Raw genomic sequence first — 12,152 nt, forward strand, 5'->3', positions numbered from 1 at the left:
GCCCTATCCGTTCCAGCCGTACCCCCCCCCCCCCACCCCCCCCCCCACGCACCCCCCCCCCCCCCCCCCCCACCCCCCCCCCCGCGAAAAGCGCCAGCAGCCCACCCCCAACCCCTGGCCGCGCCCCCGCGCCCCCCCCCCCCCGCGCGTGCCGCGTCCGCGTGTTCACAGCGCGTGCCGCACCCACACGTTCGGCTCGACGTACACGGCGTAGCCGTGTTCGGGCTCGCAGCGCACCGGCACCAGCGCGGCGGGGACCTCGACCGGGCCCTCCTTGTCGAAGGGCAGACCGGTCCAGCTCCGCCACTCCTCCAGCGAGCCCGCCACGACCATCGAGGCGGGCGCGGCCTTCTCGATGACGCCGCCCGCCCGTACGTGCACCCGCAGCCACGGGTCGTGCGGCAGCCCGTCCGGCTCCCGCACCCGGAACGCGTACTCGCCGATGAGCGCCTCGGGTTCGAGGTGCTTGGCGCTCGGCCGCACCGGCGCGACGACCTCGGCGAAGCCACGGGCCCGCGCGTTCTCCCGCATCACCGCCAGCATCCGCCCCGACAGGCCGCGACCCTGGAGCCCCGGCGCGACGGCGATCTCGATGGCGCTCACGGTGTCGGGCGCGACCCCGGCGGCCAGGTCGGCGAACGCCCACCGCAACACCTGGTCCCAGCCCCCGTCCGGCAGCTCCCCGCGCCCCTCACCGTGCAGCGCGAACGGCACGCTGTACGCCTTGGCGACCACGTCCCCTTCGGCGTCCGTCCCCACGAACGCGTACTCGGGCAGCTCCCGCCAGATACGCCGCAGGAAGGCCTCGGCACACGGATCGTGCCCGATGAACGCGGGCCAGGTGTCCGGCATCTCCCACATGGGGAGAGCGAGTTCGGGACGCTCGGCGAGGGTGGTGACCGTCAGATCGGTGCCCGGCTCGGAATTCATGCGCACATCGTCCAGCGGCCGGCACTGGCCCGCAGCCGGTTTTCCCTCGCGGGTGGGGGCGCCCGCCCCCACCCGTCGACCGCCCGAGGCCTACGCCCCCAGGATCGAGGTCAGGAACTCGCCGACCCACGCCAGCAGCTCCCGGCCCACCACCGGCTTGCCGCCCATCTTCTTGGGCTTTGGGCGCGGGACGAGGAGCTGCCCCGTGGCCGACTTGATGACCGTGCCGGGGTAGAGGCGCTTGAGGCGGAGTTCCTGGGACTCGCGCAGTTCCACCGACGCGAAGCGGATGTTGTTGCCCTGGAGGACGATCTCGCCGACCCCGCAGGCCCGCGCGAGCATCCGCAGACCCGCCACGAGCAGCAGGTTCTCCACCGGTTCTGGCAACTTGCCGTAGCGGTCGACGAGTTCCTCGCGGACGTGGCGGACGTCCTCCTCCGTGTTCGCGGAGGCGATGGCGCGGTAGGCCTGGAGGCGCAGCCGCTCCCCCGGCGCGTAGTCGTGCGGGACGTGCGCGTCGACCGGGAGCTCGATCTTGACCTCCAGCGGCGGCTCCTCCTCGACGCCGCCCTCGAGCGAGGCCCGGTAGTCCGCGACGGCCTCGCCCACCATGCGTACGTACAGGTCGAAGCCGACGCCCGCGATGTGACCGGACTGTTCGCCGCCGAGGAGGTTGCCCGCGCCGCGGATCTCCAGGTCCTTCATCGCGACGTACATGCCCGCGCCCATCTCCGTGTGCTGGGCGATCGTGGCGAGGCGTTCGTGTGCGGTCTCGGTGAGGGGCTTCTCCGGCGGGTACAGGAAGTAGGCGTAGCCGCGCTCGCGGCCTCGGCCGACGCGGCCGCGCAGCTGGTGGAGCTGGGAGAGGCCGAAGTTGTCGCCGCGCTCGACGATGAGGGTGTTGGCGTTGGAGATGTCGATGCCGGACTCGACGATCGTCGTCGAGACGAGGACGTCGAACTTCTTCTCCCAGAAGTCCACGACGACCTGCTCCAGGGCCTGTTCGGACATCTGGCCGTGCGCCGTCGCGATCCGCGCCTCCGGCACGATCGCCCGGAGCCGCGCCGCCGCCTTGTCGATGGACTCGACGCGGTTGTGGATGTAGAAGACCTGGCCCTCGCGCAGCAGTTCGCGGCGGATCGCCGCGCCGATCTGCTTCTCCTCGTACGGGCCGACGAAGGTGAGCACCGGGTGGCGCTCCTCCGGCGGCGTCGTGATCGTCGACATCTCGCGGATGCCGGTGACCGCCATTTCGAGCGTACGAGGGATGGGGGTCGCGGACATGGTGAGCACGTCGACGTTGGCGCGGAGCTTCTTCAGCTGCTCCTTGTGCTCGACGCCGAACCGCTGCTCCTCGTCGACGATGACCAGGCCCAGGTCCTTGAACCTGGTCTCGGAGGAGAACAGGCGGTGCGTGCCGATGACGATGTCCACGGCGCCATCGCGCAGGCCTTCGAGCGTCGCCTTCGACTCGGTCTCCGTCTGGAAGCGGCTGAGTGCCTTGACGCTCACCGGGAACTGGCCGTACCGCTCGGTGAACGTGCCGAAGTGCTGCTGCACGAGGAGCGTCGTGGGCACGAGGACCGCGACCTGCTTGCCGTCCTGGACCGCCTTGAAGGCGGCGCGCACCGCGATCTCCGTCTTGCCGTAGCCGACGTCGCCGCAGATCAGCCGGTCCATCGGGACCGTCTTCTCCATGTCCTCCTTGACCTCGGCGATCGTCGTCAGCTGGTCGGGCGTCTCCACGTACGGGAACGCGTCCTCCAGCTCCCGCTGCCAGGGGGTGTCCGAGCCGAAGGCGTGGCCGGGCGCCGCCATCCGCGCCGAGTACAGCTTGATCAGGTCGGCCGCGATCTCCTTGACGGCCTTCTTGGCCTTCGCCTTCGTCTTCGTCCAGTCGGCGCCGCCGAGCCGGTGCATCGTCGGGGCCTCGCCGCCGACGTACTTGGTGATCTGCTCCAGCTGGTCGGTCGGGATGTAGAGGCGGTCGCCGGGCTGGCCGCGCTTGGCGGGCGCGTACTCGACGACGAGGTACTCGCGGGTCGCGCCCTGCACCGTGCGCTGCACCATCTCGATGTAGCGGCCGACACCGTGCTGCTCGTGCACGATGTAGTCGCCGGATTCGAGGGTGAGCGGGTCGATGGTCTTGCGGCGCCGCGCGGGCATGCGGGCGCCCTCCTTGCCGGCGGCCCGCTGCCCGGTGAGGTCGGTCTCGGTGAGGACGGCGAGCTTCAACGCCTGGTCCACGAAACCGAATTCGAGGCTGCCGCAGGACACCTGGACGACGGACGGGGCGAGTTCGCCGAGGTCCTTCTCCAGGCGGGCCGCGATGCCCTCGCCGCCGAGCACCTCGACGGTACGGGTCGCCGGGCCGTGCCCCTCGGTGACGTACACGGCGCGCCAGCCGTCGGCGAGCCAGCCCTTGGTGTCGGCGAGCGCGCGGGCGGTGTCACCGCGGTACGTCTCCGGGGCGTGCATGCCGAGCTGGAGGGTGTCCGTGTCCGAGTCGACGGCGTCCGCCGCGAACGGGGACACCGACCACCACATCATCCCGAGCTCGCGCGCCCGGTCCCGGACGTCCGCGATGGCCCACAGGGACGCCGCCCCCACGTCGATGGGGGCCTTACCGCCGGTGGCCGAGGCCGCCCACGACGCCTGGAGGAACTCCTGCGAGGTCGCCACCAGGTCGGTGGCGCGCGTGCGCACCCGCTCCGGGTCGCAGACCATCGCCATCGACCCGGCGGGCAGCACGTCCAGCAGCAGCTCCATGTCGTCTACGAGGACGGGGGCGAGGGACTCCATACCCTCGACGGCGATCCCCTCGGCGATCTTGCCGAGCAGTTCGCCGAGCTCAGGGTGCTGTTCGGCGAGCTCGGCCGCGCGGGCGCGGACATCGTCGGTCAGCAGCAGCTCGCGGCAGGGCGGTGCCCACAGACCGTGCTCGGCGATCTCCAGGGAACGCTGGTCGGCGACCTTGAAGTAGCGGATCTCCTCGATGTCGTCGCCCCAGAACTCGACGCGGAGCGGGTGCTCCTCCGTCGGCGGGAAGACGTCGAGGATGCCGCCGCGCACGGCGAACTCGCCGCGCTTCTCGACGAGCTCGACCCGGGCGTACGCCGCCGCGGCCAGCGCCTGGACGGTCTCCTCCAGGTCGGCGCTCTGCCCGGTGCGCAGCGCCACGGGCTCCAGGTCGCCGAGCCCCTTGACCTGCGGCTGGAGCACGGAGCGGATGGGCGCGACGACGACCGAGACCGGGCCGGTCTCCGGGTCGTCGGTGCTCGGGTGGGCGAGGCGGCGCAGCACGGCGAGGCGGCGGCCGACCGTGTCCGAGCGCGGGCTGAGCCGCTCGTGCGGCAGCGTCTCCCACGACGGGTACTCGACGACGCCGTCGGGCGGCAGCAGCGAGCGCAGCGCCGCCGCCAGGTCCTCGGCCTCCCGGCCCGTGGCGGTCACCGCGAGGACCGGGCGCTTCGCCTCCCGGGCGAGCGCGGCGATGGCGAAGGGGCGGGACGCGGGCGGCCCCACCAGGTCGACGTGCATCCGGTTGCCGTCCCCGGCGGCCTTCACCGCTTCAACGAGGGCCGCGTCCTTGACGACGGCGTCGAGCAGTCCGTGCAGGCTCATGGAGAAAGGTCCGTCCCGGGTCGGAGGGCAACGCGAAGGGCCCGACACGTGGTACGGGCCGGGGGTTCCCAGCGTACGTCTTCCTCCGGAGGCTCACCCGTTTGATCCGTTGCGCCCCGCCCGGACGTGGCAGCCCCCACGGCGTTGCGGTCGCGGGGCGCTGCCCCGGACCCCGCTGCTCAATCGCCGCAGGGGCTTTAAAGAACTACTCCGTTGCGATCGCGTTCAGGACGTTCATGCGGCCTGCCCGGAACGCTGGGATCAGGGCTGCGAAGAGGCCCACGAAGGCCGAGGCGATGAAGACCGCCGTGATGGTCGGCCAGGGGATTTCCAGGACGCCGAGGCCCTCCAGGGCCAGGAGCTTCTGGGCCGTCGCGCCCCAGCCCATTCCGAGGCCGAGGCCGAGGAGGGCGCCGAAGACGGCGATGACCACCGACTCCAGGCGGATCATGCGGCGCAGCTGGCGGCGGGAGAGGCCGATGGCCCGCATCAGGCCGATCTCGCGGGTCCGCTCGACCACCGAGAGGGCCAGCGTGTTCACGACGCCGAGCACCGCCACGATGATCGCGAGCGCGAGCAGCCCGTAGATCATGTTCAGGAGCTGGCCTATCTGGTCCTTCAGCGTCTCCTTGTAGTCGGTCTGGTCCTTGACGTGGACCGTCGGGTCGGCGGCGACCGAGGCCTTGAGCGCCTTGTACGCCTGGTCGGCCTTGCCGGGCTCCGCCTTCGCGAACATCATCCCGTTCAGCGGCATCCGGTCCGCCGGCAGGTGGCTCGCCGCCGTCGTCAGGTTCGTGTACATGGCGCCCTTGTCGAACGTGGTGTCGTCCGACGTGACGGCCGCGATCTTCAGCTTGGCGGTGCGCCCGTGGTCGAAGGCGACGGTCATGGTGTCGCCGACCTTCACCCCGTGCTTCTCGGCGAAGGCGGAGCCGACCGACATCGCGTTCTTCCCGTAGGCCGCGGACAGCTCGCCGGAGGTCGTCTCGCGGCGCAGGTCCTGGGCGTAGGTCGGGGAGGCCGCGACCAGTTCCTCCGACTCCTTCGCGCCGTTCGGAGCGGTCAGGTCGGCCTTGACGTACTTGACCTCCGTGACGTGGGAGACGTACCCGTCCTGCTCGACCTGCTTCAGGTCGCGGGCCGCCTGCGGCTTGATGCCGCCCTGGCCCTCGACGATGTAGTCGGCGCCGACCGACTTGTCGAGCTCGCTGGTCGCCGAGGCCACCATCGAGGAGCCGACGACGGAGAGGCATGCGACGAGCGCGAGGCCGATCATCAGGGCCGCGCCGGTCGCGCCGGTACGGCGCGGGTTGCGCAGTGCGTTGCGCTCGGCCATCCGCCCGACGGGGCCGAAGATCCGCAGCAGGACCGCGCTGATGACGCGGACCACGACGCCGGCGAGCAGCGGGCCCACGACCACGAAGCCGATCAGCGAGGCGACGATGCCGACGCCGAGCCACAGCGCGCCCTGGCTCGCCTTGTCGGCCTGCGTCGCCAGATAGAGGGCGAATCCGCCGCCTGCCGTGAGGACGACACCGATGACGCCGCGTACGACGCCCGCCTTGACGTCGGCCGGGGTGCCCGCGTCGCGCAGCGCGGCCATCGGGGAGACCTTGCCCGCGCGGCGGGCCGGCAGATACGCGGCGAGGACGGTGACGACGATGCCGAGCAGCAGGCCGATCGCCGGGGTCGTCCACTTCACGGTGAGGTCGTCGGTGGACAGGTCCATGCCCATGGACGACATGAGCTTCATCAGGCCGACGGCCAGACCCACGCCCGCGCCGACGCCGAGCACCGAGCCGACGACGCCGAGCAGCAGCGCCTCGACGAGCACCGACCGGTTGACCTGCTTGCGCGAGGAGCCGATGGCGCGCATCAGGCCGATCTCGCGGGTGCGCTGGGCGACCAGCATCGAGAACGTGTTGATGATCAGGAAGATGCCGACGAGGAAGGCGATGCCGGCGAAGCCGAGCAGGGCGTACTTGATGACGTCCATGAAGGAGCCGACGTCCGCCGCGTTGGCGTCCGCGGTCTCCTGCTGGGTCTGGATCTTGTACGTGCCGCCGGCTCCGAGGGCCGCGGCGACGTCCTTCTTGAGCTGCGCGTCGCTGACACCGTCCGCGGCGGCGACGTTGACCTGGGTGAACTGACCCGTCTTGCCCAGGAGTTCGCGCTGCGCGGTCGCGGTGTCGAAGTAGACGACGGCCGCGCCGGGGTTGGTCACCTTGAAGGAGGCGATACCGGTGATCTTCGCCTTGATGTCACCCGAGGCGGTGATGGTGCGCAGCTCGTCGCCCATCGCGAGGTGGTGCTTCTTCGCGGTGTCGGCGTCGACCATCACCTCGGTGGGGCCGCGCGGCGAGTGCCCGGAGGTGATCTCCATGGAACGCAGGTCGTTGCGCGTCCAGTTGCCCGCGATGGTGGGGGCGCCGGTGGAGGACCCCATGTTCTTGTTGTCGGAGTTCACCACCGTCACGTTCATCGAACTGACCGCGCCCTCGGCGGACTTGACGCCCTCGGCCTCGCGGACGGTGGCGAGCGCGGACGCGGGAAGCGCCTCGGGGCGCCCGGTGGCGCTGCCCTCGGCCTCGGCTTCCTTGGGGCTGACGGTGACGTCCGACGCCGTGGCGGTGAACAGCTTGTCGAAGGTCTTGTCCATCGTGTCGGTGAACACGAGGGTGCCGCAGACGAAGGCCACCGACAGCAGGACGGCGACCGCCGAGAGGGCCATCCGGCCCTTGTGCGCGAAGAAGTTGCGCAGCGAGGTCTTCATGACCGTGTTGGCACTCATGACGTGCGGCCCCGCGCGTCGAAGTCCTTCATGCGGTCGAGGACGGCCTCGGCGGTCGGCCGCGCCATCTCGTCGACGATGCGGCCGTCCGCGAGGTACAGGACGCGGTCCGCGTAGGAGGCGGCGACCGGGTCGTGCGTGACCATCACGATGGTCTGGCCCAGCTCGTCGACGGAGCGGCGCAGGAAGCCGAGGACCTCGGCGCCGGCGCGCGAGTCGAGGTTTCCGGTCGGCTCGTCACCGAAGATGATCGACGGCCGGGAGGCCAGGGCGCGCGCCACGGCGACGCGCTGCTGCTGACCGCCGGAGAGCTGGGTGGGCCGGTGCTTCAGGCGCTCGGCGAGCCCCACGGTCTCGACGACCTGGCGCAGCCACGCGGCGTCCGGCTTGCGTCCTGCTATGTCCATCGGGAGCGTGATGTTCTCGATCGCGTTCAGCGTCGGCAGCAGGTTGAACGCCTGGAAGATGAAGCCGATGCGGTCCCGGCGGAGCTTCGTGAGCTTCTTGTCCTTCAGGCCGGTGATCTCGGTCTCGTCGAGGAAGATCTGCCCGGACGTGACGGTGTCCAGGCCCGCCAGGCAGTGCATCAGCGTCGATTTTCCGGAGCCCGAGGGGCCCATGATCGCGGTGAACCGGCCGCGCGCGATGTCCACGTCGACCTGGTCGAGCGCGACGACCCGGGTCTCCCCCGACCCGTACGCCTTCACCAGTTGCCGCGCTCGCGCGGCGACGGCCGAACTCTGTCCAGTGCCCCCGTGCCTGGGGATGGTTGCAGCCGTAGTCACGGTAAGTCTCCTAAGTCGGTCACGCGTCGGATGCGTGGAACAACGCCTTGTGCGGCCAAGTCTGGTGGAGCGGGGTGCCCCGGCGCGTTGTGGAAAAGCCCCGTCTTTTCCGGGGGAAAACCCCACCACCGAAACGCTACGAAGGTCCCCGCGCCGCCTCGTCCTCCAACGGGACGACCCGACCCTGCCCCCTTCTACGGAGGTCCCCTTAGGGGAGGTCCACCCCTCGGAGGACCCCTACTCAGGGACACCTCCACCGGCCTAAGCTCCCGACGTAGATACGTGCAGGGGGAACACATGCAGGGAAGCACCGACCGGCGGCGCGGAGCCGTCGTCGCCGCGCTGATGCTGAGCATGGCGCTCGCCGCGCTCGACACGACGATCGTCTCGACCGCCGTGCCGCAGATCGTCGGCGACCTCGGCGGGTTCTCCGTCTTCTCCTGGCTGTTCTCGGGCTATCTGCTCGCGGTCACCGTCACCCTCCCCGTCTACGGGAAGCTGTCGGACACCTTCGGCCGCAAGCCGGTGCTGATCGCGGGCAGCGTGCTGTTCCTGGTCGGCTCGCTGCTGTGCGCGTCCGCGTGGAACATGGGCGCCCTGATCGCCTTCCGGGTGGTGCAGGGCCTCGGCGGCGGCGCGATCCAGGGCACGGTGCAGACCCTCGCCGCCGACCTCTACCCCCTCAAGGAACGCCCCAGGATCCAGGCCAAGCTGTCGACCGTGTGGGCCACTTCCTCGGTCCTCGGCCCGGCCCTCGGCGGACTGCTCGCCTCGTACGCGGGCTGGCGCTGGATCTTCCTGATCAACCTGCCGATCGGCGCCGTCGCCCTCTTCCTCCTCGTACGGCATCTGCACGAACCCCGGGCGGACCGGGAGCGCACGGCGCGGCCGCGGATCGACTGGGCGGGCGCGCTCGCGGTGTTCGCGGCCGGCGGGGCACTGCTGACGTGGCTGGTGCAGGGCGGCGTCGCCTGGTCGTGGGGGTCCGTGCCGTCGATCGCCCTGCTCTGTACGGGAGTTGCCCTCATCGGCGCCGTGTTCGTGATCGAACGCAAGGTGGCCGAGCCGATCCTGCCGGGCTGGGTGTGGCGGCGGCGCACCATCGCGGCGGTCAACCTGGCGCTCGGCGCGATGGGCCTGCTGATGGTGGCGCCGACCGCGTTCCTGCCGACGTACGCGCAGTCCGTCCTCGGCCTGTCCCCCACGGCCGCCGGTTTCGTGCTCTCCGTGATGACGCTGAGCTGGCCGGTCTCCGCGGCCCTGAGCCAGCACGTCTACCGCAGGATCGGCTTCCGTGACACGGCCGCGCTCGGCATGGCGGGCGCGCTCGTGCTGCTCGCCGCGTTCCCGCTGCTGCTGCCCTACCCGGGCTCGGTCTGGCAGCCCACGCTCCTCAGCCTGCTGCTCGGCGCGGCCCTCGGCCTCTTCCAGCTCCCGCTCATCGTCGGCGTGCAGTCCACGGTCGGCTGGGCCGAGCGCGGCACCGCCACCGCGTCGGTCCTCTTCTACCGGCAGATCGGGCAGACGGTCGGCGCCGCCGTCTTCGGCGCGGTCGCCAACGCGGTGATCTCGGCCCGCCTCGGCTCCGGCACCGACCTCGACTCGGTGGCCCGCGACCAGGGCTCCGACGGGGTGCGCCGGGCGATCGACGCCGCCGTCGACTCGGTGTACGTCGGCGCGGCCTGCGCAGCCGCGGTCGCCCTGCTCGTCCTCCTGACGCTGGCCCCGCGGCGCTTCCCCGTCCTGGATTCGGACTCCTCGGACCCCGTATCGGACGGGAGCGAGCAGGAAAAGTCATCCGCCGCACAACTCCCCCACCAGCAACACTCACCTCAGGTACAAGAAAAGTCGCCCGGCACGGACTGATCGTTCGGCCAAACGCTCCCCAACTCGTCTACCTACGAGTAACGTTCCGGCTCCCCACACACTCCCTGCGGTCCGCCCAGTCCCCGGCGGACCCGAGCCATGCAAGGAGAACAGGGATGTCGTACCAGCCGCACCCGTCGCAGCCCTATCCGTTCCAGCCGTACCCCCACCCCCACACGCCACCCCGCTCGCACCGCCTCCCCCGCCACCCCGACGCCCCCAGCGGCGAACTGCGCCTGCTGCGCACCGCCTACCGCTGGCAGCGCCGCGTCGCCACCCTCACCGCGCTCGGATACTTCACGCTCTTCCTGCTGCTCTCCGCGTTCGCGCCGGGCCTGATGAACCGCTCCGCCACCGGCGGCCTCTCCACGGGGCTGCTCATCGGCCTGTGCCAACTCCCGGTCACCTGCCTGGCGTTGTTCCTGTACGAGTACACGGCCCGGCGCCGCGTGGACCCGCTCGTCCACCGCATCCGCCGACAGCGCCGCACGGGCGGGGGCTACGCGCGATGACCCCAGGTCACACCGTTGCCGCCGCGTCCACCGACGCCATGTCCCTGGTCGCTTTCACGGCGGTGGCCACGATCACGCTCCTGCTGTGCATCATGACCGGCCCCGACCGCGACGGCCTGGAGGAGTTCTACACAGGCTTCGGCCACCTAGGGCCGGTCCGCAACGGCCTGGCCATCGCGGGCGACTACATCTCCGCGGCCACCGTCCTCGGCACCGGCGGCGTCATCGCGCTGCTCGGCTACGACGGCGTGGCGCTCGCCCTGAGCACCGCGCTCTCCCTGATGCTGCTGATGTTCCTGCTCGCCGAACCGCTGCGCAACGCGGGCCGGTTCACGATGGGCGACACCCTGGCGCGGCGGATGCCGGGCCGCTCCGTACGGATGGCGGCCTGCGCGGCGACGATCGCCGCCCTGATGCCCATCATGCTGGTCCAACTGGCGGGCGCGGGCGACCTGTTGGCGTTCCTGCTCGGCTTCACCAACGAGACCTTCAAGACGGTCTGCGTGATCGCACTGGGCGGGCTCATGATCAGCTACGCGGCGATCGGCGGCATGAAGGGCACCGCCGTCATCCAGATCTTCAAGATCGTGATGCTGCTCGGCTCGGGCGCGGTGATCGCCGTGCTCGTCCTGAGCCGCTTCGACTGGGACCCCGGGGCCCTGCTCACGGCCGCCGCGCGCCGCAGCGGCGCGGGCAACGCCTATCTGACCTCGGGCCTCCAGTTCGCGAACAGCCCCGCCCCGCGCCTCGACATGATCACTTCGGAGCTGACCGTGGTCGTCGGCGGGGCCGCGCTGCCGCACGTCACGATGCGCATGTACACGGCCCGCCACGCGCGCGAGGTGCGCCGCTCGATGACCTGGGCGGTGTCCGCGGTCGGCCTCTTCGCCCTGGTCATCTCCGTGGTCGCCTTCGGCGCGACGGCGATGCTGGGCGCCCCGGCGATCGCGGCGGCCGACCGGCAGGGCAACACGGCGTACCTGCTCGGCGCGCGGGCCGTCTTCGGCGCGACGACGAACACCGGCGAGTCCCTGCTGTTCACCGCCGTCACCACGGCGCTGTTCCTGACGCTCCTGGCGTCCGTCGCGGGCATGATCCTGGCCTGCGCGAACTCCCTCGCACACGATGTGCTGGCCTACGGCAAACGGGGCCTGACGGACCGTAAGGAACTGTCGATCGCCCGGATGTCGGCGCTCGGCGTCGGCGCCTTCGCGATCGCCCTGGCCTGCGTGTTCCAGCACCGCAACCTGCAGCCGCTGGTCATGCTCTCGATCTGCCTGGGCGCCTCCGCCATCGCCCCGGCCCTCGTCTACAGCCTCTTCTGGCGCCGCTACACGCGCGCGGGCCTGCTGTGGACACTGCTCGGCGGCTCGGGCGCCTGCGCCGTCCTGATGACCGGGACCAACCTGGTGTCCGGCTCGCCCACTTCGGCGTTCCCCGGCATGGACTTCAACTGGTTCCCGTTCACGACGACGGGCGTCGTGTCCATCCCGCTGGGCTTCCTCTTCGGCTGGCTCGGCACGGTCCTCACGGACCGGCGCAGGGCCGACACACAGCGGCAGCAGTACGAGGCCGTGGAGGCGTGGATCCTGGCGGGCTCACCGACGGCGCCGGGCGGCGGCAGCACACGGAGCTGAGGGCGCG

General features: G+C 71.2%; 7 protein-coding genes. 3 read left to right on the forward strand and 4 right to left on the reverse strand.

Translation table 11 applies throughout. The features are described 5' to 3' along the window. Nucleotides 1–165: 165 nt before the first annotated feature. The 4 genes from ACFV9W_RS15640 to ACFV9W_RS15655 all read right to left on the reverse strand — a co-directional run bounded on the left by ACFV9W_RS15640 (nucleotide 166) and on the right by ACFV9W_RS15655 (nucleotide 8,130). Entirely contained in the window at nucleotides 166–930 is a 765-nt protein-coding gene (locus ACFV9W_RS15640) for an N-acetyltransferase (protein WP_385760413.1), read from the reverse strand. Nucleotides 931–1,020: 90 nt separating this feature from the next. Then, nucleotides 1,021–4,554: a transcription-repair coupling factor gene (mfd, locus tag ACFV9W_RS15645; protein WP_385760415.1), complete on the reverse strand. Its 3,534-nt coding sequence runs from the start codon at nucleotides 4,552–4,554 to the stop codon at nucleotides 1,021–1,023. A gap of 205 nt (nucleotides 4,555–4,759) precedes the next feature. Continuing rightward, the gene (locus ACFV9W_RS15650) at nucleotides 4,760–7,345 is read right to left on the reverse strand and encodes an ABC transporter permease (RefSeq protein WP_385760418.1); all 2,586 of its coding nucleotides are present in this window, start codon (nucleotides 7,343–7,345) and stop codon (nucleotides 4,760–4,762) included. After that, nucleotides 7,342–8,130 carry an ABC transporter ATP-binding protein gene (locus ACFV9W_RS15655; RefSeq protein WP_385760421.1) on the reverse strand — a complete coding sequence of 263 codons (789 nt, stop codon included), beginning with the start codon at nucleotides 8,128–8,130 and terminating at the stop codon, nucleotides 7,342–7,344. Before ACFV9W_RS15655 ends, ACFV9W_RS15650 begins: the two co-directional genes overlap by 4 nt. A gap of 297 nt (nucleotides 8,131–8,427) precedes the next feature. Here ACFV9W_RS15655 and ACFV9W_RS15660 point away from each other — a divergent pair, with 297 nt between their 5' ends. The 3 genes from ACFV9W_RS15660 to ACFV9W_RS15670 all read left to right on the forward strand — a co-directional run bounded on the left by ACFV9W_RS15660 (nucleotide 8,428) and on the right by ACFV9W_RS15670 (nucleotide 12,145). Then, on the forward strand, nucleotides 8,428–9,996 hold the full coding sequence (locus ACFV9W_RS15660) for an MDR family MFS transporter (protein WP_385760424.1): 1,569 nt from the start codon (nucleotides 8,428–8,430) through the stop codon (nucleotides 9,994–9,996). A 116-nt stretch (nucleotides 9,997–10,112) separates the two neighbouring features. Next, on the forward strand, nucleotides 10,113–10,508 hold the full coding sequence (locus ACFV9W_RS15665) for a DUF485 domain-containing protein (RefSeq protein WP_385760426.1): 396 nt from the start codon (nucleotides 10,113–10,115) through the stop codon (nucleotides 10,506–10,508). After that, a complete protein-coding gene (locus ACFV9W_RS15670; RefSeq protein WP_385760429.1) occupies nucleotides 10,505–12,145 on the forward strand; it encodes a cation acetate symporter in 1,641 nt (546 codons plus the stop codon). Before ACFV9W_RS15665 ends, ACFV9W_RS15670 begins: the two co-directional genes overlap by 4 nt. Nucleotides 12,146–12,152: the final 7 nt, after the last annotated feature.

The sequence above is a fragment of the Streptomyces sp. NPDC059897 genome (assembly GCF_042730865.1).
Lineage (GTDB): Bacteria > Actinomycetota > Actinomycetes > Streptomycetales > Streptomycetaceae > Streptomyces.